The following is a 24,967-nucleotide window of genomic DNA, read 5'->3' on the forward strand; positions in this document are numbered from 1 at the left end:
TGCTGCCCGTCAGACGGGTTGTCTCGTCGCGGTCCCGATCCTGGCGAGCGGACCCGCCGCCTTCACGGAGACCTTGAGGGTGGGACGGGTCGCGTACGAGACGGGGGTCTCGAGCACGTCGACGATCTCGACCGTGCGCGGGTCTGCGCCGGCCTGGATCGCCTTCTCGATCGCGGAGCGTCCTGCCTCCTCGATGGCGGCTGCGCGGTCGGCGAAGTCGCAGAGCTGATCGGAACGCCCGCCGGCGAGCGCGATGGCCGCGCCGACCGCGTTGGCGACGTTGCCTCGCGCGGGGCGGAGCACCTCGCTCGCTCCGAGGACCGAGTCCGGCACGAGGAACCCGCCGCCGCCGACCACGACGAGCGGGAGGCCCGTGCGGCCGAGCGACATGCGTTCCACGGCGGATTCGATGCGTTCGTGGGCGACCCCGAGGGCGTGTTCGAGCGCCTGGCGGGTCGCGCGGTCGAGCGGCGGCAGCTCCCGGTCGGCGATGCCGAACTGGAGCGAGGCCGCGTCGGTGAGGGTCGGGGTGGAGCCGCCGAACAGCAGCGCCTCCTCGGTGAGCCGGTAGCCGACCGAGTCGTGCCGCGGGACGCCCGTCGCGGTGTCGACGATCGTGCCGCCGCCGAGGCCGACGCTCAGGATGTCGGGCATGCGGAAGTTCGTGCGCACGCCGCCGACCTCGCGGGGCAGGGTCGACTCGCGCGGGAAGCGGTCGACGAGCACGCCGAGGTCGCTCGTGGTGCCACCGACGTCGATGATGATCGCGTTGTCGGCACCGGAGAGGAACGCGGCGCCACGGATGGAGTTCGCGGGTCCCGAGCCGATCGTCAGGACCGGGTAGCGCGCCGCGTACTCGACGGCCATGAGCGTGCCGTCGTTCTGCGCGAAGTAGGTGGTCGCGTCGAGCTGCTCCTCGGCGACGACCGTGGTGAGGGCGGCCGTGACGTCGCGGGCGACCGCGTAGAGCGCGGCGTTCAGGACGGTCGCGTTCTCCCGTTCCAGGAGTCCGAGCGCGCCGATCTCGTGGCTGAGCGACACCGGGACGTCGACCCCGACGTGGTCCTGGACGAGCGCCTCGACCTCGAGCTCCTGCTCGGGGAACGACGGGCTGAAGATGCCGCAGACGGCGACCGCGTCGAAGGTGCCGGCGAGGGCGTCGAGTTCGCGCCGGATGAGGTCGCGGTCGAGCGGTGCGATCGGGTAGCCGTCGACGAGGTGGCCGCCGCCCGCGAGGACGCTGCCGGCGAGGACCACGTCGCGCAGCTCCCGCGGCCACCCGGCGAGGGGCGGGAGCGAGGTCGCGGCGGGCGAACCGAGCCGGATGACGACGACCCGACCGAGGTCACGGCGGTTGACGATCGCGTTCGTCGCGTGGGTGGTGCCGAGCATGACGCGGGTCACGAGGCCCCGGGCGTCGCCCAGTTGCTCCAGCACGTCGGCGAGCGCCGCGCGGATGCCGCCGGTGACGTCGCGCGTGGTCGGCTGCTTCGTCCACGAGACGACCTCGCCGTCGCCTGCGAGCGCCACGGCGTCGGTGTTGGTCCCACCGACGTCGATGCCGATGGCGAGTTCGCCCGAGGTGTCCGTGACGGTGCTGGTGCCGGCGTTCATCGGGTCGCTCCCAGGGTCTCGGCCGCACTCGTCGTGCCGAACGGTTCGTAGTCGAGGTCGTAGCCGAACGCCCGCGGGCCGGCGAGTTCGAGTCCGCGCGGCGTCCGCCACAGCGGGTCGCACGCCCAGGCGAGCACGCTCACCCGCTGGCCGAAGCGCAGCATCTCGGTGGAGATCGCGTCGCCCGTCTCCGAGTCGACGATGGTCACGAGGTCGGGCACGCTCACGATGACCGCGCCGTCCTCCATGACCACGAGGTTCTCGTTCTGGATCTCCACCCGCGTGAGGCGACCGCGGTGCTCGCCGATGCCCTCGACGGTCACGGAACCGCGGGTGAAGCCACCCTCGGTGCGGCGTTCGATGTCGACGACCTTGCCGCCCGTGATGAGCGCGGCCCCGAGTTCGTCGGTGAGCGCCTCGACCGGGTCGGTGGCGGTGAGCAGCCGACGCCCGACCTGCACGGCCCGGCTCACGCTGCCCTCGATGACGGCACCGCGGACGGTGTCGCGGTCCATGACGTAGTTCGCGCCGATCGAGATGGCACCGCTCGCGACGGTGAGGGCGCGGGCGTGACGCTCGAGCCACGACAGGCTGACGGGCCGCAGGATCGAGACGTTGCCGATCACGTCGCTCAACACGGCGTACCCGGGCGGGAGGTTCGCGACGTTCATCGCCGTCATCGGCGCCTCGGGGAAGGCGCGGCCCATGCCGTCGGCGTCGAGGATGCTCAGGCCGAGGCTCGCCGCCCACCCGACCGGACCGACGCCGTTGCTGCCGCCGATCTCCGTCGCCATGATCGTCGTGATGCGCTTGCCGGTGAGCCGCTGGATCTCCTCGACGATGATCTCGGCCTGACCGGTCGCCGCGAGCATCTCGAAGCCCACCGAGGGGGCGCCGATGCCGGACATCGCGACGACGACGTCGTGCTCGTCGAGGTCCGCGACCTGTTTGACCGGCACCGGGCCGTACTGCTCGAGTGCGATCTCGACGCCGAGCTGCGGGGTCTGCACCGCGCCGCCGCCGCCGGTGCCGAAGACGGCGCAACCGGCTGCGAGGGCGGGCACGTCGGCCAGGGTGATGCTCGTGACCGGGGTGGCCGACGCCGCGGACCGCGCGGCGGGGTGGTTCGTTGACATGTACCGAGCGTAGGCAGGGGTCGGAATCACGACAATGTTCCCGCAGCCCACACAATCGGGGCAGAATGTGCTCATGGCCCAAGTCACCGTCGCCGACGTCATCCTCCAAGCCGAACATCTCGGCGCTCGCTGCGTCGCCGGTTCCCCGGCCGACGTCCTCGTCACCGGCGTCGAGATCCTCGCCCTCGACGAGCTCAACGACGCCACCGAGCACGCCATCGCCGTCGTCACCACCCCCGACGGCGCCGTCCCCCGGCCGTACCAGGTGGACATCGCCATCCGCCGGGCCATCGCGGCGGGGTGTGCGGCGCTCCTGTTCGTCGGTGAGTTCCCCATCGCCGAGACCTCGCGCGCGCTCGCGGGCCGCGGCGGCCTGCCCGTCATCATGAGCCAGGGCATCGCCTCCGATCTCGCCGTGCTCATGGACCGCACCATCCGCGGCGGGGCCGAGGAGGCGATGTCGCGAGCGGAGTTCGCGATCCAGCGCGTCATCGCGGCGTCCGCCGCCGAGACGGAGCAGGCCTCCGGCGTCGGCGTCCGGGAGGCGATCCTCGAGGTCGCGAGCACCACGCTCGGCGTCCCCGTCACCCTCGTCGAGGACGCCGGCGCGAGCTGGCTCGAACCCGACGCCGTGTGCATCGGCGAGATCCCCATCGGCCGGGTGCACGCCGAACGCGACGACCCCGCCGCCGCCATCGCGCTCCCCGTCATTGCCTCGGTGCTGTCGCGGGCGCTGCAGCGCGAACTCCACGGTCGCTTCGGCTCCGTGCGGTCCCGGGCGGAGCTCATCATCGAGTTGATCTTCGCGGAGTCCTCCCGCATCGACGGCTTCGCGATGGACGCCGTGCGCGCCGGCCTCCCGCTGCAGCTGTCGCACGCGGTCGCGTGGTTGACCCCGAAGCATGTGACCGACCCGGACCGACGGGCGCCGACGGTGCTCGCCCCCTCCGTCGAACTCTTCGCCCTGCAGCTCGTCGACCAACGCGACGAGCAGTGGCACCTGGCGATGCGCCGCGACGAGATCGTCGTCATCGCCTCCGAGGAGCTCGGGGCGGCGGACCACCAGCGGCGCCTCCGCGACGTCATGGAGCGCATCGTCGCGCACGCCTCGTCGGTGGCCGGGCCCGAATGGACGTTCACCGTCGGCCTCGGCACACCGCAGAGCGGGGCTGCCGGGCTGCGGCAGTCGGCGACGGAGGCCAGGGTCGCGGCTGAGGCGGCGATCGCGGGTGGTCGGTTCGGCACGATGGAGGCGACCGACGTCACCGGGCTGCGCCGGGTGCTCCTCGACTTCTACGCCTCACCGCTCAGTCGGACGCTGCTCGACGACATCCTGTCGCCGCTCGACGACCTCGGGCCGGAGCGCGCGGCGATCGCGGTCCGGACGCTCCTCGCCTACCTCAGCCATCGGAACTCGCTCGTACGCGCCGGGGCGGAACTGAACCTCCACCCGAACGCGGTGAACTATCGGATCCGCCGCATCGAGCAGTCGCTCGAGCTCGACCTGGCAGATCCCGACGTGCGCTTCGCGGCCGAACTCGCCTGTCGCGTTCGCCTGATCGGCATGCCGTAGAGAACCCCGGTCCCTGTACTCCCGGCCCCGGTTCCTGAGCCTGTCGAAGGGCGGCCCCGGTCCCTGTCCTGCACCACCCGGTCCCTGAGCTTGTCGAAGGGCAGCCCCGGTCCCGGCCCATCCTCAAGACCCGGTCCCTGAGCCTGTCGAAGGGCCCACGCACGACCCTCCCGGCGGTGACACCTCGTCCGGGGCGCATTTCGACAAGCTCAATGACCGGATGAGCTCCGCGCCGTGCGCACGATGCCCGCGACGAGCGTCGGCCACAGCTCCGCCGGGATAAGGTGCCCCATGTCGGGCAGGACGTGCAGTTCGGCAGCCGGCATCGCCTCGGCGATGTCCACGGCCGAACTCCAGTGCAGCACGTCGTCCTCGCGTCCGTGGAGCACGAGGGTGGGCACGGTGACCTCGCGCAACCGGTCGAGCCGCTCGGGTGCGCGGCGGAGAGCCGCCCACTGCCGGCTGTAGCCCTCGGGCGCGTAGCCGCGGTCGTACGCCTCGCCCGTCGCCCACGCCTCCCATGCGGTGTCGGGCTGGTACCGGGCTCCCGGAACGGGCGCGGCCAGCTCGGCCATCGCGGCGACGGACTCCTCGCGGCTGGTCCGCACCGGTTCGACGAGCAGTTCCGGCCGCTCGCCGTGCAGGATGTAGCGCGGGTCCTGGCCGGGGATCGTCGACAGCAGGCCGAGGCTCAGCACACGCTCGGGGTGCTCGAGGGCGACCATCTGCGCCATCATCCCGCCCATCGAGTGGCCGACGAGGTGCGCCGCTGCGACCCCGAGGTGGTCGAGCACACGGAGGACGTCGTCACCCATGTCGCCGAGCGAGTAGCCGCCGTCGACGTCGTGTTCGCCACCGAAACGCTGGGAGAACCCGACGTCACGGTTGTCGAACCACACCACCCGGAAACCTTCGCCCACGAGCATCGCGCGGAGTTCGGGGCGCCACGCGATCATCTGCGCGCCACCGCCGGCGATGAGCACGATCACCGGGTCGGCGGGGTCGCCCTCGACCTCGTAGTAGATCGAGACGTCGTCGGTGTCGGTGTACGGCATGTGGTGCCCACTCTCCTCGTGATCGGTTCCGAGGTTAACGCGCAGCCGGACCACACACCATGTTTCGGTGCACCACGCTTCAGGTGGGGACTGTGCCGGGCACCCAAGGCTCCGGAGTCAGAGCGGCGCGGGTAGGCTCGCGCCATGAGCGCTGAACCACTCTCCGGAGACGACTCCCTGCATCTGCCCGAGTTCGAGACCCCGCCGAGCGAGCCGATGCCGCTCGCCCAGGCGTGGTTGGCCTCAGCCGTGGAGCGCGAGGTGAGTGAGCCCCGCTCGATGACCCTCGCCACCGCAACCGCCGTCGGCGTGGTCAGCGCCAGGACCGTGGACGTGAAGACGATCGACGACCGTGGCCTGGTGTTCGGCACCTCGACCGAGAGCCGCAAGGGCGGTCAGTTGACGGAGAACCCGAGCGCCGCCCTGCAGGTGTACTGGCGCGAGACGATGCAGCAGCTCCGCTTCGAGGGCCGGGTCGAGCGGTTGAGCGACGAGGAGTCGGACGCGCTGTTCGCCGACCGCTCGCCGAAGTCCCGGGCCGCCACGGCGGTCGCGCACCAGTCGACGCCGTTCACCGACGGCCCGGAGGAGACGCTCGACGCGCTCATCGTCCGCGCGAACGAGCTGCTCGAGCGTTCGGGTGACGACGTGCCGCGGCCGGCCACCTGGGTCGGCTACCGACTCGTCCCCGACATGGTCGAGTTCTGGCACGCCAGTCGCGACCGCATGCACCGGCGACTCCGCTACCTCGCGGCCGACGGCGGCTGGATCGTCGACCGCCTGCAGCCGTAACGCCGCACAACCCGCCCTTCGACACTTCGACAGGCTCAGTGCGGCGCAGCTCGGGGACCGAGAACCCGGTCCTTGCGCGAACCCCTCGGTCATTGAGCCTGTCGAAATGCGCCCGGACAACCCCGCCCTTCGACAAGCTCAGGGACCGGAAGACCTGACCACGCCCTTCGACAAGCTCAGGGACCGAAAGCTCCTGACCCCGCCCTTCGACAAGCTCAGGGACCGGAGGACCTGACCCAGCCCTTCGACACTTCGACAGGCTCAGTGCGGCGCAGCTCAGGGACCGAGAAGCAGCCCGGCCCCCGCCCTTCGACAGGCTCAGGGACCGGGCGCCCGCGCTACCTCGGCGCTCGGACGATGACGACGCCACCGGCGGGCGGCTCGACGACGGCCGTCCCGTTGTCTGCGTCCACCGCGATCACGTAGGCACCGACGGCGACCCGCTGCACGCCCGCCGAAGCCGGGTGCACGATGACGTCGAGACCGGGCTCCACGCGGGAGACCTGCTGCTCGCCCGGGTCCGGGTCCGTCGTCAGCACGTGCGCCGGGTGCGTCCGCTCGGCGGCCGCAGCCGCCTCACGCCGGGTCAGCTCGCTGGAGGGCGACGCCACGTGGGCGGCGGTCGCCGCGGTCACGCCGGCACCGAGGGCAGCCGTCTCCGCGCCGTCGACCGCGCTCCGCGGGGTGTCCTGCTGCGGCGCCGTCGCGACCGAACCGGTGTTGTGCGGGTGGCTGCGCTCGAGCGCGGCGCCCTCCACGTCGACGTTCGGCAGGATGCGGTCGAGCCACTTCGGGATCCACCAGGCGCTCGTCCCGAGGAGGTGCATGATCGCCGGGATGAGCAGCATGCGGACGACGAACGCGTCGACGAGCACACCGAACGCGAGGCCGAAGCCGATCGACCGGATCATCGCCGAGTGGGAGAAGATGAACCCGCCGAAGACGGAGATCATGATGATCGCTGCGGCCACGACCACCGTGCGACCGGCGTGGAGACCGCGGCGCACCGCGAGTCGGGCCGGAGCACCGTGGGCGTACGCCTCGCGCATGCCGGACACGAGGAACAGCTGGTAGTCCATCGCGAGGCCGAACAGGATGCCGATGAGGATCGTCGGCAGGAAGCTCAGGATGGGCCCCGGGTCGTGGACGCCGAACACCGGGCCGAGCCAACCCCACTGGAAGATCGCCGTGATGCCACCGAACGTGGCCGCGAGCGACAGCATGAAGCCGAGCGTCGCGGTGACGGGCACGAGGATCGAGCGGAACACCAGGATCATGATGATGAGCGACAGCCCGACCACGAGCGCGAGGTAGAGCGGCAGGGCGTCGGACAGCTGCTTCGAGACGTCGATGTTGCCGCTCGCACTGCCGGCCACGCCGAGGTCGACGTCGCCTGACAGCGGCGACAGGTCGCGGAGGTCGCGGACGAGCTGCTCCGTGGAGACCGCGTTCGGGCCCTCCTCGGGGATCACCTGGAACGCGAGGACGCTGTTGTCGTCCGAGGCGCCGACGGGGGCGACGGCCTTCACGTCCTGCACGTCGGCGATCTTCTGACCGATGCGCACCTGCTCCTCGAGCACCTCGTCATCGGTCGCGGCGTCTGGCAGGGTCGCGACGACGAGCAGCGGGCCGTTGACGCCGGCACCGAACTTGTCCTCGATGAGCGTGTAGGACTTGTACTGGGTCGAGTCGACGGCCTCTGAGCTGCCGTCGGGCAGGCCGAGCCGCATGTCGAGTGCCGGCAGGGCGACGACGCCGAGGACGACGAGCCCGGCCACGAGGGTGCCGATCGCACGGATCGTGCCCATCGGCTTGGTCGGGACGGCGTCGGGGCGCGGGGTGCCAATGGACGCGCGGGCCTTGCGGCTGAGGATCCGCAGGCCGAGCAGCGACAGCAGCGCCGGCGTGAGGGTGACGGCGAGGAGGATGGCGACGGCCACGCAGATCGCGCCGACGGTGCCCATCATGCCGAGGAACGGGATGCCGGTGACGTTGAGCGCGAGGAGCGCGACGAGCACCGTGGACCCGGCGAACACGACCGCGTTGCCCGAGGTGCCGTTCGCGAGGCCGATGGACTCGTGGAGGTCGACGCCGTCGAGCAGCTGCTTGCGGTGGCGGTTGAGGATGAACAGCGAGTAGTCGATCCCGACGGCGAGCCCGAGCATGACGCCGAGCACCGGGGTGATGGACAGCATGTCGACGACACCGGACATCGCGAGCGAGGCGGTGACGCCGACGCCGACACCGACGATCGCCGAGACGAGCGGGAGCGATGCGGCGATGACGGTGCCGAGCATGACGAGCAGGGTGATCGCGGCGATGATCAGACCGATGGCCTCACCGACGCCGAACAGCTGCGGGAGGCTCTGCGCGAGCTCGTTGGAGAACTCGACCTCGACGCCGGAAGGCACGTCCTCGGAGACCTGGTCGATGACCGACTGCTTCGTCTCGGGCGTGACCTCCTGCTGGCGCTGCTCGAAGACGACGTTCGCGACCGCGGTGGTGTCGTCGGTGGAGACGGTACGGATGCCGGAGGAGAGGTCGAGCAGCTGCGAGGAGAGTTCGAGCTTCGTGCTCTGCTCGTCGATCGTCGCGAGGTTGTCGGTGATCGTGGTCTGCTGGGCGTCGAGCGCGGCCTGCTGCTGGGTGATCGCCGCCTGCTGCGTGTCGAACTGGGCCTGTGCGGCGGCGGGGAGCGTGCCGCCGGCCGCCTGCTGGGCCTGCGCGAGCGCGGCGCTCAGCTGCGTCTGTGCGGCGGTGAGCTGCTCCTGGCCGGCGTCGAGCTGCGCCTGTCCGTCGGTCAGCTGCGTGCGACCGGCGTCGACCTGCGCCTTGCCGTCGGAGATCTGCTTCGCCTGGTCGGCGATCGTCTCCTGGGTCTCGAAGGGGTTGACGGTGGAGTCGACGCCCTTGAGGTCGGCGGTCTCGTCGAGCAGCTCGCCGATCGCGGTCTTCTGCGACTCGGTGAAGGCGTCGCCGTCCTTCGTGTGGAAGACCATCGCGCCGGTGCCGCCGGACGCACTCGGGAACGACTCCTCGAGCTGGTCGGTGACCTTCGCCGTCGGCGTGCCCGGGATGGTCACAGCGCTCGACAGCGTGCCGCCGAATGCGAGGAACGCGCCGACCGAGATGCCGAGGATCACGATCCAGGAGATGAGGACGGCCCACGCGCGGCGCGCGGAGAAGCGTCCGAGGCGATACAGCAGTTCAGCCAAGGGAGTCTCGATTCTTCGGGAGAGGTGCGGGGACGGAGGGGATGGGATCAGTGCGTGGAGCCGTAGCCCGTGCGGACGCTCGCGATGAGCCGTTCCAGCAGGGTGGTCCAGAGTGCACGGGCATCATCGTCCGTGGTGGCGCCGGTGCTCGCGATCCAGTGGTGCGCGAGCACTTCGACGCCGTGCATGAGGGAGGACACGAGGAAACCGGCCTCGAGTTCGTCGACATCGGTGTTGCGCTCGGCCAGCTCGTGGGCGAGCTCCTGGGTGGTGCGGGAGAAGGTGGCCTGGAAGAGCTGCTGCGGCCGGGAGTCCTCGGGGGCGAAGCCGCCGAGCGCGTTCCAGAGGAAGGCGATGACACGGGGGATGTCGGTCGTGCGGAGGGCTGCGGCGACGTCCTCGAACATCGAGGCGCGCGACCCCGGGCCGGCCGGGCGCGCGTTGACGGCGGCGCGGAAGCTCTCGATCACGACGGCCAGCTCCTCGGTGCAGGAGGTGGTGACGAGGTCGTCGACGGAGGAGAAGTGGTTGAACACCGTCCGCCGTGAGACGTCGGCGCGCTCGGCGATGACGTCGACGTTGAAGCCCGCGATCCCCTGCTCCGCGATCATGACGCGGGCGGCGTCGAGGATCGCCCGATGGTGGCGCGCACGCAGGGCGGCGCGTCGATCCTCGGCGGGGGCGGTGGTGGACACGTGGGTACACTACGTGCACCGATGCACGGAGTGCAACTTCTTGACACCGGGTTCACCGAGTTGCCAGCAACGCGTCACCGCAGCGCCGGCGGACGAACGGTCGGACCCTACGGACGGAGGGTCGGGCGGGCGAGGCCCAGCCCCGCCAGACTGGGAGCATGAGCACCCCAGACACCCTCGACTCCCCGCGCACCGGCTCCGTGCCCGTCGCCGGCACCCCGCGCGACCGCACCGCCTGGGCGTCCGTCGCCGTGATGATGGCGACGAGCTTCGTGCTCGTGCTCGCCGAGTTCCTCCCGCCGAGTCTCCTGCCGTCCATGGCCGCGTCGCTCGGCATCTCAGAGGGGCAGGCCGGCCAGGCGGTCACGGCGACGGCCTTCGTCGGGTTCCTGACCGCGCCGACCATCGGCATCCTCGTCCCCCGCCTCGACCGCCGCCTGCTGCTCGTCCTCCTGGCGGCCGCGGCCGCGGTCTCGAGTGCCCTCGTCGCGATCTCCGGCGACTTCGTCATGCTGCTCATCGCCCGCCTGCTCCTCGGTGCGGCACTCGGGGCGTTCTGGGCCATGTCGATCGCGATCGCCGCCCGCCTCTCGGCCCCGAAGCACCTCGGTCGCGCGATCATGCTGGTGAACACCGGGACGACCGTCGCGACCGTCGCCGGTGTCCCGGTGGGCACCTATCTCGGGTCGATCATGGACTGGCGGCTCATCTTCGCGGCCGTCGCGGTGATCACCGCCGTCGTCGCCGTCGCGCTGCGGCTCGTCCTCCCGCCCGTCGCGCCGGCACCGTCGAGCGGCGGGCTACGGTCGCTCGTCGACACCCTCCGGGTCCCCGGCATCCGCATGGGCCTCACGGGTCACATCCTCACCGTGCTCGGACACTTCATCGCGTTCACCTACATCCGGCTCGCGATCGAGCGGGTGCCCGACCTCGATGCCGCCGGCGTCGCCGTCCTGCTCGCCGCGTTCGGCCTCGGTGGGGTGGTCGGCAACTTCGTCATCGGCCTGCTCGTCGACCGCCACCTGGCGGCGCTCCGCTACGTGGTCCCGGCGCTCATCGGCGTCTCGATCGCGCTCGTGACGGCGTTCCCCGGGCAGCCGTGGATCGTGACCATCGCGATCACCACCTGGGGCATGGGCTTCGGCGCGTGGCTCACGACGCTGAGCACCTGGATGGGCCGGCTGGTCCCCGACCGCATGGAGTCCGGCGGCGGACTCGTGGTCGCCGGGTTCCAGCTCGCGATCACCGTCGGCGCCGGTGTGGGCGGCATCCTCGTGGACGCCGTCGGCATCGTGCCGGCGCTCATCGTCGCCGCGAGCTCGACGATCGTCGGCGGGGTCATCTTCGGCTCGGCGCGCACCGCGCGCTGATGCAGCAGCGCCGGCGCCGTTTGCCGGGGCTCGACGCCTACGCGGCGGCGGCCTCGGCTCGCCAGCGGGCGGGCGTCAGGCCCGTGTACCGCTGGAAGGCGCGCGCGAAGCCGTCCTCGGAGGCGTAGCCGAGCTCGCCGGCCAGCTCCGCGATCGTCGCCCCGCCCGTGATGATGAGCCCCTTCGCGGTCTCCATCCGGACCGTCGTGAGATAGGCGCGCGGGGTGTGACCGACCACCTGCCGGAACCGCTCGGCGAACGCGGAACGCGACATCATCGCGATGCGGGCGAGGCTCTCGAACGTCCACGGACGCCCGGGTTCGGCATGCAGGGCGTCAAGGACCGCGGCGATGTGCGGGTCGCCGATGCGTTGCAGCCACCGCTCAGGCGCGCACCCGGCCTCGTTCCAGGACCGGAGGGCGGCGGAGACGATCGTGGTCGCGATCCGGCTGCAGATGACTGCGTCGCCGGGGCGTGCGCGGCCGCTCGGGCCGGGGCATCCCATGCCCTCGATGAGCGCGACCATGGACCGCTCCTGACCGGCGAAGTCCCGCACGGTCAGTGTCTCGGGCAGGGTGTCGGCGACCGCCTGCCGCTGCCGCGACGGTTCGAGACCGACCTCGAGCACCTCGGCGTCGCCGAGCGACAGCAGACCGGTCGTGTGCGCGCGGGGGAAGAACACGAGGTCGCCGGCGTCGAGGTCGAGGGCGCCCTCCGGCGTGGTGAGCCTTGCGCGTCCGCTCGACACGTACAGGAACCCGGAGGCCGGGTGCCCGCGGTCGAGGCGGGAACCGGCCGCGAGGCGGTCGCGGTACGTGCCGTGGATCGTCCACTCGAGGCTCGCGAGCGCGCGGTCGAGGGTGTCTGGTGCGGACTCGGCGACAGCCGGCAACGTGAGGGTCACACCTGGGCGAACGCGATCACGCCCGGCGATGTTCCACAGGCGTCCGATTCCGCCTCAGCGGCCGTCGACGACGGACATGAACCCGGCGAAGGCGAACGCCGCCGGGATGACGTACAGCAGGGTGCGGGTGACGAGCCAGGTCGCCGCCCCGACGACACCCCACAGCGCGTGGAAGCGGGCGCGGACCCGGAGTCGTCGGCCGTCCTCGGAGACGACCGTCCGCCCCTTCGTCCACTGCTGCTCGGCCTCCATGGCCTTCCGGGCGGCATCGAGGACGCTCTCGGCGTCCTGCCCCACCACCCGTTCGTCGCGGTACCGTTCGGCCTTCCGGACGAGCCGCGGGACGAGGTCGGTGAGGATGGCGTCGATGGCGATCCACGGCGCCGGGTAGGCGAAGTCGGCTGCGGGCTTGCTGAAGAACACGACCCGGTCGTCGAGGATCTCGACGTTGTAGTACGCGGCGGTGCTGATGAGCGACGACATCACGTCCGGCGTCAGGACGTACCGGGCGTCGACCCCGTAGCCGGCGGGCGCGTACACCCGGAACCAGCGGTCGAAGTCGCCCTCGAGCGAGATCAGACCACCGCGGTCGAGGCCGGGCGGCAGGTCGCTGCGGACGGTGTCGTTCCTCGTCGCGTCGAGGAGGAGGTGCGGCAGCGGCGCCGGCAGCCGGACCACGAGGTAGTGCCAGTCCCCCGAGCGCCTCGCCTCGTTGAGAAGGTTGCCGAACTCGACCTCGTCCCGGACGAACCGGGGGTCCGACAGGAACTGTGGCCCGGGAGTGGAGACGAACGCGTTGTGGTACTTCCCGGTCGTGGTGATGAGCGAGGAGAACATCGCCCGCGACTTCGGCTCCTCGGTGAAGCCGTTCTCCACCGCGGTCAGGTGTCGCCGCCACTCGGCCAGGCGGGCTTTCGGCGACGGCGGCCGTTGCGACCAGCGCAGCAGGAACCAGGCGCCCGCGAGCAGCCCGACGAGGATGAGCACGGCGACGACCAGGCCGATGACGTCGTCGGGTTCGACGCGACTGTCGTGGTATTCGTCGACGCTGACACCGACCGAGACGAGGGCGATCGCCAGGTACCAGAGGACGAGGCTGAAGTAGAGGTGGAAGACCACTCGGCGCCCGGTGGGTACGCCCTTGGACCGGGCCGAGCGTCGCTCCTCCGCGATCGCGGCGGCGACCTCGTCCTCGGGCGCCGTCAACCACCGCAGTTCCACCGACCAGATCCCCTCGACGCTTCAGCGATCCAGCCTAGGCCAGCGCGCGCGGGACTATACGCCTGTCGCCGCCGAGATCACAGAGCCCACGGGAATCGATCCGAGCTCCCAGGCTGGTCTGGAGCGCTCAGGGCGGACGGCTCGAGTGGCTCTGATCAGAGAGGAACACCATGTACTTCCACGTGCAGCGGTTCATCAACGAGATCGCCGAGGACGAGCCGGACCCCGCGGCGGCAGCAGCCCTGCAGGAGGGGCTCGGCGGCCAGTTCGGCGAGATGCGCACCATGATGCAGTACCTCTTCCAGGCCATGAACTTCCGTGGGCCGGCCGGGAAGCCCTACCGTGACCTCATCCAGGGCATCGGCACCGAGGAGATCAGTCACGTCGAGCTCATCGGCACGACCATCTCCCGCCTCCTCGACGGCTCGCCCGCCTACCAGGGCAAGCAGACGGACCCGGTGGACCAGCCGGGTGCCGGCGGAGCGACACCGCTGTCGATCGCCCTGTCGGAGGTCAACACGCACCACTACCTCGTCGCGGCGCAGGGGGCCATGCCGGTGGACGCGGCCGGCAACCCGTGGAACGGCAGCTGGGTGTACAACTCCGGCAACCTCGTGCTCGACCTGCTGTACAACCTCATGCTCGAGTCGACGGGTCGGCTGCAGAAGTGCCGCCTGTACGAGATGACGTCGAACAAGACGGCCCGCTCGACGATCGCCTACCTGATCGTCCGCGACCAGGCGCACGAGAACGCCTATGCGAAGGCCCTCGAGACCCTCGGCGTGAACTGGAAGTCGTCACTGCCGATCCCGAAGACCAACGCGGAGCAGTTCCCCGAGGTCAAGCTCCTCGTGGACCAGGGGCTGCAGAGCAAGCAGTTCTCGTTCGACCTCGCCGGCCAGTCCGAGGCGGGCCGGATCTTCCAGGGCATGTCGCCGTCGAACGACGGCACCGAACTGGACGCGACGCAGCAGGCTCCGGAGGGCGTGCCGTCGACGATCGCGCCCGAACGGTTCGAGGAGTTCTCCCCCGGTCTCGACACCGATCTCCTCGCGCTGATCCAGGCGACGGCGGAGATGGAGCTCGCCGACATCGACGCGACCTTCGGGCCGCTGAAGTAGAGGATCGTCGTCGGACCCGGCCAGGGTCGACGGAGTGGACGGGAGGTCCGGGCGCAGCTGCCCGGGCCTCCCGTTTCGGCTTGTGCACCACACACCGTAGGGAGGTCGTGAGGATCGACGCGGAAGGCGTATGGAAACCGTGAGGACGGCCGATCCGGGCTGCTGACGGGTGTTGGCTCTGAGCTGTCCCGAACGGGACGCATCAGCACCACGCACCATTCACACACTGGAGTCCTCTTGCTCGACCTCGTCTACGTGCTCGGCGTCATCGCCGTGTTCGCTGTGGTCGGCCTCGTCGCCCGGGGAGTGGAGAGACTGTGATCGTCTTCGAACTCCTCGCCGCCGTCCTGGCCGCAGCCGCCGTCGTGTACCTCGTGTACGCACTCGTGAAACCCGAGAGGTTCTGATGCAGACCCTCTTCGCGATCCTCCAGGTCTCGACCCTCGTCCTGGTCCTCGTGCTGCTCTACCGTCCACTCGGTGAGTACCTCGCCCGGGTGTACACCTCCGTCAAGGACTTCGCCGTCGAACGCGGCTTCTACCGCGTGATCGGCGTCGACGCCCGCTCCGAGCAGACCTGGCAGGCCTACCTGCGCGGGGTGCTCGCCTTCTCGCTCGTCGGCGTCCTCCTCGTCTACGCCCTCCAGCGTGCGCAGGCCGTCCTGCCCTTCGCGCTCGGCCTCCCCTCCGTGCCGGAGGGCCTGTCGTTCAACACGGCCGCGTCCTTCGTCGCCAACACCAACTGGCAGTCGTACTCCCCCGAGGTCACGATGGGCTACACCGTGCAGCTCACGGGCCTCGCGGTGCAGAACTTCGTCTCCGCCGCCGTCGGCATCGCGGTCGCCATCGCCCTCGTCCGCGGCTTCGCGAGCCGGCGCAGCGGCACCATCGGCAACTTCTGGGTCGACCTCACCCGCGGCACCCTCCGCGTGCTGCTGCCGCTCTCCGTCGTCATGGCGGTCGTGCTCATCGCGGGCGGCACCATCCAGAACCTCAACGGCTTCACCGACGTCGGCACCATCACGGGTGCGACGCAGACCATCCCGGGTGGACCGGTCGCCTCGCAGGAGGCCATCAAGCTCCTCGGCACGAACGGCGGCGGGTTCTTCAACGCGAACTCCGCGCACCCCTTCGAGAACCCGACCGCATGGACGAGCCTCGTCCAGAACATCCTCATGCTCGCGATCCCGTTCTCCCTGCCGCGCACCTTCGGCCGCATGGTCGGCGACCACAAGCAGGGCTACACGATCCTCGCCGTCATGGGCGTCATCTTCCTCGCCTCGTTCTCGATCCTCACGGCCCTCGAAGCCCGTGGCCTCGGAGCGGCACCGATGGCGGCCGGCGGCGCGATGGAGGGCAAGGAGCAGCGCTTCGGGGTCTTCGCCTCGACGCTGTTCGGTTCGACCTCGACGCTCACCTCCACCGGTGCCGTCAACTCGATGCACGACTCCTACACGGCTCTCGGCGGCATGATGCCGATGATCAACATGATGCTCGGCGAGATCGCCCCCGGCGGCGTCGGCTCAGGCCTGTACGGCATGCTCGTGCTCGCCGTCATCGCCGTGTTCATCGGTGGGCTGCTCGTCGGGCGGACCCCGGAGTACCTCGGCAAGAAGATCGGCCCACGGGAGATCAAGCTCGCGAGCCTGTACATCCTCGTGACGCCGACGCTCGTCCTCGCCGGGACCGCACTGAGCTTCGCGATTCCCGGCGTCCGCTCGGATGTCGAGACGACGTCGATCTGGAACCCGGGCCTCCACGGCCTCTCCGAGGTCCTCTACGCCTTCACCTCCGCCTCGAACAACAACGGCTCCGCGTTCGCCGGCCTCACCGCGAACACCCCGTGGTTCAACACGGCCCTCGGTGTCGCGATGCTCCTCGGTCGTTTCGTCCCGATCGTGCTCGTCCTCGCGCTCGCCGGTTCGCTGGCCGCGCAGGACCGGGTGCCGTCGACCGCCGGAACACTCCCGACCAACCGGCCGCAGTTCGTCGGCCTCCTCACCGGTGTCGCCGTGGTCATCACCGCACTCACCTACTTCCCCGTACTCGCGCTGGGTCCCCTGGCGGAAGGGCTGTCATAAACCATGTCCACCACGCACACGCTTCCCGCCCCGGCGGATCCCGAGCAGGAGCAGGACCACCATCACGAGCCCGCGAAGGCCGCGTTCGGTCCGGCGCAGCTGCTCGCCGCGACCCCCGGCGCCTTCCGCAAACTCGACCCGCGACTCATGGTCAAGAACCCGGTCATGTTCATCGTCGAGGTCGGGGCCGCACTGACCACCGTCCTCGCGATCGCCGAACCGTTCCTCGGCGGGGCGCAGGAGTCCGGCGGGTCGGCCGTGCCGGCGTCCTTCACCTGGGGCATCGCGATCTGGCTGTGGCTCACCGTCGTGTTCGCGAACCTCGCGGAATCCGTCGCCGAGGGCCGCGGCAAGGCCCAGGCCGACAGCCTCCGCAAGACGCGCACCTCGACGCTCGCCAACCAGGTGACGGCCTACGAACCCGACACCGACCCCTCGGCCGAGCACGCGGCGATCGGGCAGGTCTCCTCCGCGGACCTCACGCTCGGCGACGTCGTCGTGGTGACCGCCGGCGAACTCGTCCCCGGTGACGGCGACATCGTCTGGGGCATCGCCTCGGTCGACGAGTCGGCCATCACGGGTGAGTCGGCCCCGGTCGTCCGCGAGTCCGGTGGCGACCGCAGCGCCGTCACCGGCGGCACCCGGGTGCTGTCCGACCGCATCGTCGTCCGCATCACCTCGAAGCCCGGCGAGACTTTCGTCGACCGCATGATCGGCCTCGTCGAGGGCGCGGCGCGGCAGAAGACGCCGAACGAGATCGCGCTCAACATCCTCCTCGCGAGCCTGTCGATCGTGTTCGTCATCGTCGCACTCACGCTCAACCCGATCGCCTCCTACGCCGCGGCCCCCGTCAGCGTGCCGGTGCTCATCGCCCTCCTCGTCTGCCTCATCCCGACGACCATCGGCGCCCTCCTCTCCGCGATCGGCATCGCCGGCATGGACCGGCTCGTGCAGCGGAACGTGCTCGCGATGTCGGGTCGTGCGGTCGAAGCGGCCGGCGACGTCACGACCCTGCTGCTCGACAAGACGGGCACGATCACCTACGGCAACCGCCAGGCGGTCGAGTTCATCGCCCTCCGCGGTGTCACCCCGGACGAGCTCGCGCAGGCCGCCGCCCGGTCCTCGCTCAGCGACCCGACGCCCGAGGGCAAGTCGATCGTCGACCTCGCCGCCGAACGGGGTGTCCACCTCGGCGGATCCGTCGCGGGCGAGATCGTCCCGTTCACGGCGCAGACCCGCATGAGCGGCCTCGACCAGCCGGACGGCGCGCAGATCCGCAAGGGCGCCGGTTCGGCCGTGCTCGCCTGGGTGCAGGAGTCGACCCCGCTCGACGAGGCGATCCGCGCCGAGCTCCAGGAGCACGTCGAAGCGGTGTCCGCCGGCGGTGGCACCCCGCTCGTGGTGGCGCAGACCGACACCACCGGCACCGCCCGGGTCCTCGGTGTCGTCCGGTTGAAGGACGTCGTCAAGGCCGGCATCGCGGAACGCTTCGCCGAGCTGCGCGCGATGGGCATCCGCACCGTCATGATCACGGGCGACAACCCGCTCACGGCGAAGGCGATCGCCGCGGAGGCCGGGGTCGACGACTTCCTCGCCGAGGCGACGCCGGAGCAGAAGCTCGAACTCATCCGCAAGGAGCAGGAGGGCGGCAACCTCGTCGCGATGACCGGTGACGGCACGAACGACGCCCCGGCGCTCGCGCAGGCCGACGTCGGTGTGGCCATGAACACGGGCACCTCGGCCGCGAAGGAGGCCGGCAACATGGTCGACCTCGACTCCGACCCGACGAAGCTCATCGACATCGTGCGGATCGGCAAGCAACTGCTCATCACGCGAGGCGCCCTCACGACGTTCTCCATCGCGAACGACGTCGCGAAGTACTTCGCGATCATCCCGGCCATGTTCGCCGGGGTGTTCCCGGGACTCGCCCTGCTCAACATCATGCAGCTGCACTCCCCCGCGTCGGCGATCCTCTCGGCGATCATCTTCAACGCGATCATCATCGTGATCCTGATCCCGCTCGCCCTCCGCGGCGTGAAGTACCGACCGCTCAGCGCCTCGAAGGTCCTCAGCCGGAACCTGTTGATCTACGGGCTCGGCGGAGTGATCGCGCCGTTCATCGGCATCAAGCTCATCGACCTCGTCGTGACGCTCATCCCCGGTTTCTAACCCCTCCAGCACACGAAAGCAGACAGAACATCATGAGTGCATCCCGCAGCGGCATCGCCCAGTACTGGGTCGCCATCAGGGCCATGCTCGCCCTCACCGTCGTCCTCGGCGTCGGCTACCCCCTCATCGTCACCGGGATCGGACAGGCGACGATGTCGTGGCAGGCGAACGGCTCGCCCGTCACCGAGGGCGGGAAGACGGTCGGCTCGGCGCTCATCGGGCAGTCGTTCACCGCCGCCGACGGCAAGCCGCTGCCGCAGTGGTTCCAGTCGCGTCCGTCCGCAGCGGGCGACGGCTACGACGGCGGCGCGTCGAGCGGCAGCAACCTCGGGCCGGAGAACACCGACCTCGTCGCCTCGATCGAGGAGCGCCGTGCGGCCATCGCCGACTTCGAGGGTGTCGACCCGGCGAGCGTCCCGGCCGACGCGCTGACGGCCTCCGCGTCCGGCCTCGACCCGCACATCAGCCCGGCGTACGCGCTGCTGCAGGTGCCCCGTGTCGCCGCCGAGCGTGGCCTCGACGAGGGCGAGGTGCGGGCCCTCGTCGAGCGTCTGACGCAGGGCCCCGACCTCGGCTACCTTGGGGAGTCCACGGTCAACGTCCTGCAGCTCAACCTCGCCGTGGCAGGACTGGACGGATAACACCATGCAGCGCGGACGACACAGCGCGGCCCCCGGGGTCGGCAGGCAGAGCGCCATGCTCCAGGAGAACTGAACACCGTGCAGCGCGGACGACTCCGGGTGCTCCTCGGCGCGGCCCCCGGGGTCGGCAAGACCTACGCCATGCTCGAGGAGGGCCACCGCCTCGCCGCGGAGGGTGTCGACGTGGTGGTCGCGGTCGTCGAGACCCACGGTCGGGCCGCGACGGCCGCACTGACGGAGGGCCTCGAGACGCTGCCGCGCCGGGGGGTCGAGCACCGGGGTGTGACGCTCGACGAGATGGACCTCGAGGCCGTCCTCGAGCGCCGCCCCGGGCTCGCCCTCGTCGACGAACTCGCCCACACGAACGCGCCGGGCTCCACGAACGTCAAGCGCTGGCAGGACGTCGAGGCCCTGCTCGCCGCCGGCATCCCGGTGCTGTCGACGGTGAACATCCAGCACATCGAGTCGCTCAACGACGTCGTGCGGCAGATCACCGGGGCGCCGCAGCGCGAGACCATCCCGGACGCCGTGCTCCGGGCAGCCGATCAGATCGAGCTCATCGACCTCGCTCCACAGGCCCTCCGCGACCGACTGGCCGGCGGCCGTGTCTACCCGGCGGAACGCATCGACGCCGCCCTGTCCAACTACTTCCGCCTCGGCAACCTCACCGCACTCCGCGAGCTGGCTCTGCTGTGGCTGGCCGACGAGGTCGACTCCGCCCTCCGCGACTATCGCGCTGAACACGGCATCGACAGCACGTGGGAGGCGCGCGAGCGGGTCGTCGTGGCCCTCACCGGTGGCCCGGAGGGCGAGACGCTGCTCCGCCGCGGCGCCCGGATCGCCGCCCGCTCCTCCGGCGGCGAGCTCATCGCGGTGCACGTCACGACGCAGGACGGGCTGCGGGCCGCGAACCCCGGTGCGCTCGCCCAGCAGCGGGCACTCGTCGACACCCTCGGCGGCACCTTCCACCAGGTGGTCGGCGACGACGTGCCACGCGCCCTCGTCGACTTCGCGAAGGCCGCCAACGCGACACAGCTCGTCATCGGCGTCAGCCGGCGCAGTCGCCTGTCGGCCGCCGTCACCGGCCCCGGCATCGGGAACACGGTCATCCGCGAATCCGGCAACATCGACGTGCACATCGTCAACCACGAGGCGGCCGGTGGGCGGTTCCGGCTGCCGAAGCTCGGCGGTGCGCTGAGTGCGCGGCGCCACATCGCCGGCTTCGCCCTCGCGCTGATCGGCGGGCCGCTCGTCACCTGGCTCCTCCACCTCGCCCGCACCGAGGAGTCGATCACGAGCGAGGTGCTCTCGTACCAGCTGCTCGTCGTGCTCGTCGCCCTCGTCGGCGGCTTCTGGCCGGCGGTGTTCGCCGCCGTCCTCTCGGGCGTCACGCTCGACTTCGTCTTCGTCCAACCGCTGTACACCGTCACCATCGACGACCCGGCGCACCTCGTCGCGCTCGTGCTCTACGTCGTGATCGCGGTGATCGTGAGCGGTGTGGTCGACCTCTCGGCGCGGCGTGCCCGGGTGTCGAGGCGCGCGGCGGCGGAGTCCGAGCTGCTGGCGACGGTCGCGGGCAGCGTGCTCCGCGGCGAGGGCGCCCTGCAGGCGCTCGTCAGTCGGACCCGCGAGTCGTTCTCGCTCGCCGGTGTCCGCCTCGTCGCCGGAGACGCGGTCCTCGCGGTCGACGGCGAACCGACGCGCGGTGGCGAGTTCACGAGCATCCCGATCGGCACCCGTGCGGTGCTCGAGCTGCACGGCGGCGTCCTCGCGGCCTCCGACCGCCGACTGCTCGCCGTCATCGCAGCGCAGCTCGACGCCTCGCTCGAACACACCGATCTGCGCGCCACGGCCCAGGAGGTCGGCCCGCTCGCCGCGACCGACCGGGTGCGGAGCGCGCTGCTCTCGGCGGTCAGCCACGACCTCCGGCGCCCCCTGGCCGCCGCCACCGCCGCCGTGACCGGCCTGCGCGCGACCGACGTCGAGCTGACCGCGACGGACCGCCAGGACCTCCTCGAGACCGCGGACGACAGTCTGCGCACGCTCGCGGCCCTCGTCACGAACCTCCTCGACGTCAGCCGGCTCCAGGCCGGCGTCCTCGCGGTGACGGTCGCCCCGATCGACGTCGAGGACGCGATCCTGCCCGCGTTCGACGAGCTCGGGATCGGGCCGCAGGATGCCGAGCTCGACCTGGCCCCCGACCTCCCGCCGGTCCTCGCCGACGCCGGCCTCCTGCAGCGCGTCATCGTCAACCTCCTGACGAACGCGCAGCGCTTCAGCCCGGACGACACCCCCGTCCGGATCGCGACGAGTGCGTTCCGCGGCGCCGTGGAGATCCGCATCGTCGACCACGGTCCCGGCATCGCGCCCGACCGACGCGAGGACGTGTTCGTCCCCTTCCAGCGGCTCGGCGACACCGACAACCTCACGGGCCTCGGCTTGGGCCTCGCCCTCTCGAAGGGCTTCGTGGAGGGGATGGGTGGCACACTCGAACCCGAGGACACCCCGGGCGGAGGCCTCACCATGGTGGTGTCGCTGCCGGCCGTGCCGACCGAGGAGCCAGCACCCCGATGAAGATCCTGATCGCCGACGACGACCCGCAGATCCTCCGCGCCCTCCGCATCACGCTCACCGCGCGCGGCTACGAGATCATCACCGCTGAGGACGGCACCACAGCCCTCAACGCCGCGACGGAGCACCGCCCCGACCTCTACCTGCTCGACCTCGGCATGCCGGGCCTCGACGGCAAGCAGGTGATCGAGGGGCTGCGCGGGTGGACCGATGCGCCCATCCTCGTCGTGTCCGGGCGGGCCGGATCGACGGACAAGGTCGAGGCGCTCGATGCCGGGGCCGACGACTACGTGACGAAGCCGTTCGCGATCGACGAACTGCTGGCGCGGATCCGTGCGCTCACCCGCCGGGTGCCCGGAGCCGAGGCGGAACCGACCGTGCAGTTCGACGACATCGTGGTCGACCTCGCCGCGAAGCAGGTCACCAGGCAGGTCCCCGGTGCCGCGCCGGTGACCGTCCGTCTGACGCCGACCGAGTGGCAGGTGCTCGAACTCCTCCTCCGGAACGCCGGCAAACTCGTCACCAGGCAGATGCTGCTCACGGAGATCTGGGGGCCGACGCACGTGACCGACACCGGCTATCTGCGGCTGTACATCGCCCAGCTGCGGAAGAAGCTCGAACGGGAGCCCGGGTCGCCGCGTCACCTGCTCACCGAGGCCGGCATGGGGTACCGCTTCCAACTGTGAGCCGAGGCCGAGCAGGGTAACAGGTTGCCGCGTCTGCGGCTACGCCCCCGGAATCGCAGCTTGCACGCGTACCGTCGCAATCGCGTTCGGGCTTTCCGGACGAGACACACGCAGGTACCGCAGAAGCAGAGAGGATGGCTCCCATGACGCAGGTCATCGAAACCATCGACGTCGACGTTCCCGTCTCCGTCGCCTACAACCAGTGGACCCGCTTCGAGGACTTCCCCAAGTTCCTCGACGAGGTCGAGTCCATCACCCAGGTCACCGACGTCCTCACCGAGTGGACCGTCAAGGTCGCCGGTCAGACCCGCGTCTTCGAGGCGGAGATCACCGAGCAGCACCCGGATGAGCGCGTAGCCTGGACGAGCACCGGTGGCGAGGTCGATCACGCCGGCGTCGTCACGTTCCACCGTCTCGAGGACGCGAAGACGCGCGTCACCGTGCAGCTCGACTGGGAGCCCAAGGGCCTCCTCGAGCACCTCGGTTCGGCACTCGGTGTCGACAACCACGCGATCAAGAAGGACCTCGGCAACTTCAAGCAGCTCGTCGAGACCGAGGGTCAGACCGGACAGGGATGGCGTGGCGATGTCGAGTGACGGCCCCCGCCCCGGTCCCCCGCACACGCACGACGACGACGTGAAGAACGACGTGCCGAAGCCCGAGGAGGTCGACCCCGAGACGGGGACCGACGCTGAGGGCGACCCGGTCGAGAACCCTTCGGGCTAGTCAGGCACCACCCGCACCACCTCGCCACCCCTAGGCTCGGAGCATGAGTGCCCGCGCCGGTCAGGCGAACCCCCGCCCCGCGCTGTCCGCCGATCTCCGGCGGCGGCGCGGGGCGATCTTCGTCTTCATGCTGACCGTCGGGGTCGGCCTGTCGTCCTTCATCGTCCGAACGCCCGCCGTCCGCGACCTCGTCCACGCGAGCACCGCCGAGATGGGCCTCATCCTCTTCGGGATCTCCGTCGGGTCGATGACCGGCATCCTCTCGTCCGCGGCCCTCGTCCGGCGGTTCGGTGCGCGGCGGCCGATCGTCATCGGCGGGGCCTCCTTCGTGGTGGGCCTGGCCCTGCTCGCCCTCCTCGCCGGAGCCGGCCAGGGGGTCGGGGTGTTCGTCGGCCTCATCGGCATCGGGCTGGGCTTCGGGCTTGCGGAGATCGCGATCAACATCGAGGGTGCGACGATCGAACAGCTGTCGGGCCGGTCGGTGCTGCCCGTGTTGCACGGGTGCTACAGCCTCGGTTCCGTGGTCGGTTCGGTAGCGGGCATCGCCCTCACGGCGATCGCGTTCCCCGTGTGGATCCACCTGCTCGTCGTCGCGGCGCTCGCATTCGGTGCGCTGCTCTGGGCGGTCCCGAAGATCCCCGCCGAGACGGGGCGTCAGGCGGACACGGGCGTGAGTTCGCCCGGCATCCGCGCGCAGCTCGCCGTCTGGACGCAACAGCGCGTCATCTTCCTCGGCCTCATCGTGCTCGCCCTCGCGCTCGCGGAGGGTGCGGCGGGCGACTGGTTGCCGCTCATCATGGTCGACGGGCACGGCACCTCGGCTGCGGTCGGGTCCATCGTCTTCGCAGGGTTCGCGCTCGCCATGACGATCGGACGGTTCTCGGGCGAGCCGTTGATCGCCCGGTTCGGCAAGGCGAACGTGCTCCGGGTGAGCGCGATCGTGTCGGCCGTCGGCATCGCCCTCGTCGTCTTCTCCGACAACGTGCTCGTCGCGGGGCTCGCGGTCCTGCTGTGGGGACTCGGCGCGGCGCTCGGATTCCCGGTGACCCTGTCGGCTGCGGGCGAGAGCGACGATCCGACGACGACGGTCGGCGCGGTCGCCTCGGCCGGCTATGTCGCGTTCCTCGTCGGGCCGCCGTTGCTCGGCTTCCTCGGCGAGCACTTCGGGCTGCGGGGCGCGATGATCGTGGTGCTCGCCGTCGTCGTCCTGGCGTCGTTCCTCACTTCGGCGGCGCGTCCGCCGAAGACCGTGGCCCCGGTCCCTGAGCACCCCGGTCCCTGAGCACCCCGGTCCCTCAGCCGCCCCGGTCCCTGAGCCTGTCGAAGGGCACCACCCTCGGTCAGTGAGCCACCCCCAGCCGCTCAACCACCCCGGTCCCTGAGCCTGCCGAAGGGCAC

At 70.7% G+C, this 24,967-nt stretch carries 20 protein-coding genes; 13 read left to right on the forward strand and 7 right to left on the reverse strand.

The window, feature by feature from the left end; genetic code table 11:
• Nucleotides 1-9 precede the first annotated feature (9 nt).
• Nucleotides 10-1,614, reverse strand: coding sequence for a hydantoinase/oxoprolinase N-terminal domain-containing protein (locus QRN27_RS06660; protein WP_194668844.1), 1,605 nt, complete (start codon nucleotides 1,612-1,614; stop codon nucleotides 10-12).
• Entirely contained in the window at nucleotides 1,611-2,750 is a 1,140-nt protein-coding gene (locus QRN27_RS06665) for an S-methyl thiohydantoin desulfurase family protein (protein ID WP_056009312.1), read from the reverse strand. The genes QRN27_RS06660 and QRN27_RS06665 overlap by 4 nt, the downstream gene beginning before the upstream one ends.
• A 73-nt stretch (nucleotides 2,751-2,823) precedes the next feature.
• On the opposite strand from QRN27_RS06665, the gene QRN27_RS06670 reads away from it, so the two are divergent.
• The gene (locus QRN27_RS06670; RefSeq protein WP_285041251.1) at nucleotides 2,824-4,323 is read left to right on the forward strand and encodes a PucR family transcriptional regulator; all 1,500 of its coding nucleotides are present in this window, start codon (nucleotides 2,824-2,826) and stop codon (nucleotides 4,321-4,323) included.
• A 209-nt stretch (nucleotides 4,324-4,532) separates the two neighbouring features.
• Here the strand turns inward: QRN27_RS06670 and QRN27_RS06675 are convergent, their stop codons facing one another.
• Nucleotides 4,533-5,378 (reverse strand): alpha/beta fold hydrolase, encoded by an 846-nt coding sequence (locus QRN27_RS06675; RefSeq protein ID WP_285041252.1) that lies wholly within the window; start codon nucleotides 5,376-5,378, stop codon nucleotides 4,533-4,535.
• Nucleotides 5,379-5,522: 144 nt separating this feature from the next.
• On the opposite strand from QRN27_RS06675, the gene QRN27_RS06680 reads away from it, so the two are divergent.
• The gene (locus tag QRN27_RS06680; protein WP_285041253.1) at nucleotides 5,523-6,170 is read left to right on the forward strand and encodes a pyridoxal 5'-phosphate synthase; all 648 of its coding nucleotides are present in this window, start codon (nucleotides 5,523-5,525) and stop codon (nucleotides 6,168-6,170) included.
• 338 nt (nucleotides 6,171-6,508) lie between these two features.
• On the opposite strand, the gene QRN27_RS06685 is transcribed toward QRN27_RS06680, so the two are convergent.
• Together QRN27_RS06685 and QRN27_RS06690 are read right to left on the reverse strand one after the other, a co-directional pair.
• Nucleotides 6,509-9,385 (reverse strand): MMPL family transporter, encoded by a 2,877-nt coding sequence (locus QRN27_RS06685; RefSeq protein ID WP_285041254.1) that lies wholly within the window; start codon nucleotides 9,383-9,385, stop codon nucleotides 6,509-6,511.
• A 47-nt stretch (nucleotides 9,386-9,432) separates the two neighbouring features.
• Entirely contained in the window at nucleotides 9,433-10,080 is a 648-nt protein-coding gene (locus QRN27_RS06690; RefSeq protein ID WP_056009323.1) for a TetR/AcrR family transcriptional regulator, read from the reverse strand.
• Nucleotides 10,081-10,238: 158 nt separating this feature from the next.
• Between QRN27_RS06690 and QRN27_RS06695 the strand changes: the two genes are divergently transcribed.
• Nucleotides 10,239-11,450 (forward strand): MFS transporter, encoded by a 1,212-nt coding sequence (locus QRN27_RS06695; RefSeq protein ID WP_285041256.1) that lies wholly within the window; start codon nucleotides 10,239-10,241, stop codon nucleotides 11,448-11,450.
• Between the two features lie 37 nt (nucleotides 11,451-11,487).
• Here the strand turns inward: QRN27_RS06695 and QRN27_RS06700 are convergent, their stop codons facing one another.
• Nucleotides 11,488-12,354, reverse strand: a complete 867-nt coding sequence (locus tag QRN27_RS06700; RefSeq protein ID WP_285041258.1) for a helix-turn-helix transcriptional regulator — start codon at nucleotides 12,352-12,354, stop codon at nucleotides 11,488-11,490.
• 54 nt (nucleotides 12,355-12,408) lie between these two features.
• Nucleotides 12,409-13,575 carry a hypothetical protein gene (locus QRN27_RS06705; protein ID WP_285041259.1) on the reverse strand — a complete coding sequence of 389 codons (1,167 nt, stop codon included), beginning with the start codon at nucleotides 13,573-13,575 and terminating at the stop codon, nucleotides 12,409-12,411.
• Between the two features lie 170 nt (nucleotides 13,576-13,745).
• On the opposite strand from QRN27_RS06705, the gene QRN27_RS06710 reads away from it, so the two are divergent.
• From QRN27_RS06710 to QRN27_RS06755, 10 genes are all read left to right on the forward strand, one after another.
• A complete protein-coding gene (locus QRN27_RS06710) occupies nucleotides 13,746-14,696 on the forward strand; it encodes a manganese catalase family protein (protein ID WP_285036286.1) in 951 nt (316 codons plus the stop codon).
• 317 nt (nucleotides 14,697-15,013) lie between these two features.
• Nucleotides 15,014-15,103 (forward strand): potassium-transporting ATPase subunit F, encoded by a 90-nt coding sequence (locus tag QRN27_RS06715; RefSeq protein WP_285041260.1) that lies wholly within the window; start codon nucleotides 15,014-15,016, stop codon nucleotides 15,101-15,103.
• The gene (gene kdpA, locus QRN27_RS06720) at nucleotides 15,103-16,776 is read left to right on the forward strand and encodes a potassium-transporting ATPase subunit KdpA (protein WP_285041261.1); all 1,674 of its coding nucleotides are present in this window, start codon (nucleotides 15,103-15,105) and stop codon (nucleotides 16,774-16,776) included. The genes QRN27_RS06715 and kdpA overlap by 1 nt, the downstream gene beginning before the upstream one ends.
• Before the next feature lie 3 nt (nucleotides 16,777-16,779).
• Nucleotides 16,780-18,945 carry a potassium-transporting ATPase subunit KdpB gene (gene kdpB, locus QRN27_RS06725; protein ID WP_285041262.1) on the forward strand — a complete coding sequence of 722 codons (2,166 nt, stop codon included), beginning with the start codon at nucleotides 16,780-16,782 and terminating at the stop codon, nucleotides 18,943-18,945.
• Between the two features lie 32 nt (nucleotides 18,946-18,977).
• Nucleotides 18,978-19,586, forward strand: a complete 609-nt coding sequence (gene kdpC, locus QRN27_RS06730) for a potassium-transporting ATPase subunit KdpC (RefSeq protein ID WP_285041263.1) — start codon at nucleotides 18,978-18,980, stop codon at nucleotides 19,584-19,586.
• 78 nt (nucleotides 19,587-19,664) lie between these two features.
• On the forward strand, nucleotides 19,665-22,160 hold the full coding sequence (locus QRN27_RS06735) for a sensor histidine kinase (RefSeq protein ID WP_285041264.1): 2,496 nt from the start codon (nucleotides 19,665-19,667) through the stop codon (nucleotides 22,158-22,160).
• Nucleotides 22,157-22,843 (forward strand): response regulator, encoded by a 687-nt coding sequence (locus QRN27_RS06740; RefSeq protein ID WP_285041265.1) that lies wholly within the window; start codon nucleotides 22,157-22,159, stop codon nucleotides 22,841-22,843. The genes QRN27_RS06735 and QRN27_RS06740 overlap by 4 nt, the downstream gene beginning before the upstream one ends.
• 143 nt (nucleotides 22,844-22,986) lie before the next feature.
• Nucleotides 22,987-23,439, forward strand: a complete 453-nt coding sequence (locus QRN27_RS06745; protein ID WP_056009346.1) for an SRPBCC family protein — start codon at nucleotides 22,987-22,989, stop codon at nucleotides 23,437-23,439.
• Nucleotides 23,429-23,569, forward strand: a complete 141-nt coding sequence (locus QRN27_RS06750; RefSeq protein WP_285041266.1) for a hypothetical protein — start codon at nucleotides 23,429-23,431, stop codon at nucleotides 23,567-23,569. Before QRN27_RS06745 ends, QRN27_RS06750 begins: the two co-directional genes overlap by 11 nt.
• 43 nt (nucleotides 23,570-23,612) lie before the next feature.
• Nucleotides 23,613-24,851: an MFS transporter gene (locus tag QRN27_RS06755; RefSeq protein ID WP_285041267.1), complete on the forward strand. Its 1,239-nt coding sequence runs from the start codon at nucleotides 23,613-23,615 to the stop codon at nucleotides 24,849-24,851.
• The last annotated feature ends 116 nt before the right edge of the window (nucleotides 24,852-24,967 follow it).

It is taken from the genome of Plantibacter sp. LMC-P-059a (genome assembly GCF_030209505.1).
Classification (GTDB): domain Bacteria; phylum Actinomycetota; class Actinomycetes; order Actinomycetales; family Microbacteriaceae; genus Plantibacter.

What these genes read in the sequence shown, in the direction of transcription:
- QRN27_RS06675 (WP_285041252.1), bottom strand. Translation starts at nt 5,378, where the DNA reads ATGCCGTACACCGACACCGACGACGTCTCGATCTACTACGAGGTCGAG.
- kdpA (WP_285041261.1), top strand. Translation starts at nt 15,103, where the DNA reads ATGCAGACCCTCTTCGCGATCCTCCAGGTCTCGACCCTCGTCCTGGTC.
- QRN27_RS06670 (WP_285041251.1), top strand. Translation starts at nt 2,824, where the DNA reads ATGGCCCAAGTCACCGTCGCCGACGTCATCCTCCAAGCCGAACATCTC.
- QRN27_RS06745 (WP_056009346.1), top strand. Translation starts at nt 22,987, where the DNA reads ATGACGCAGGTCATCGAAACCATCGACGTCGACGTTCCCGTCTCCGTC.
- QRN27_RS06750 (WP_285041266.1), top strand. Translation starts at nt 23,429, where the DNA reads ATGTCGAGTGACGGCCCCCGCCCCGGTCCCCCGCACACGCACGACGAC.
- kdpC (WP_285041263.1), top strand. Translation starts at nt 18,978, where the DNA reads ATGAGTGCATCCCGCAGCGGCATCGCCCAGTACTGGGTCGCCATCAGG.
- QRN27_RS06665 (WP_056009312.1), bottom strand. Translation starts at nt 2,750, where the DNA reads ATGTCAACGAACCACCCCGCCGCGCGGTCCGCGGCGTCGGCCACCCCG.
- kdpB (WP_285041262.1), top strand. Translation starts at nt 16,780, where the DNA reads ATGTCCACCACGCACACGCTTCCCGCCCCGGCGGATCCCGAGCAGGAG.
- QRN27_RS06710 (WP_285036286.1), top strand. Translation starts at nt 13,746, where the DNA reads ATGTACTTCCACGTGCAGCGGTTCATCAACGAGATCGCCGAGGACGAG.
- QRN27_RS06755 (WP_285041267.1), top strand. Translation starts at nt 23,613, where the DNA reads ATGAGTGCCCGCGCCGGTCAGGCGAACCCCCGCCCCGCGCTGTCCGCC.
- QRN27_RS06740 (WP_285041265.1), top strand. Translation starts at nt 22,157, where the DNA reads ATGAAGATCCTGATCGCCGACGACGACCCGCAGATCCTCCGCGCCCTC.
- QRN27_RS06695 (WP_285041256.1), top strand. Translation starts at nt 10,239, where the DNA reads ATGAGCACCCCAGACACCCTCGACTCCCCGCGCACCGGCTCCGTGCCC.
- QRN27_RS06660 (WP_194668844.1), bottom strand. Translation starts at nt 1,614, where the DNA reads ATGAACGCCGGCACCAGCACCGTCACGGACACCTCGGGCGAACTCGCC.
- QRN27_RS06680 (WP_285041253.1), top strand. Translation starts at nt 5,523, where the DNA reads ATGAGCGCTGAACCACTCTCCGGAGACGACTCCCTGCATCTGCCCGAG.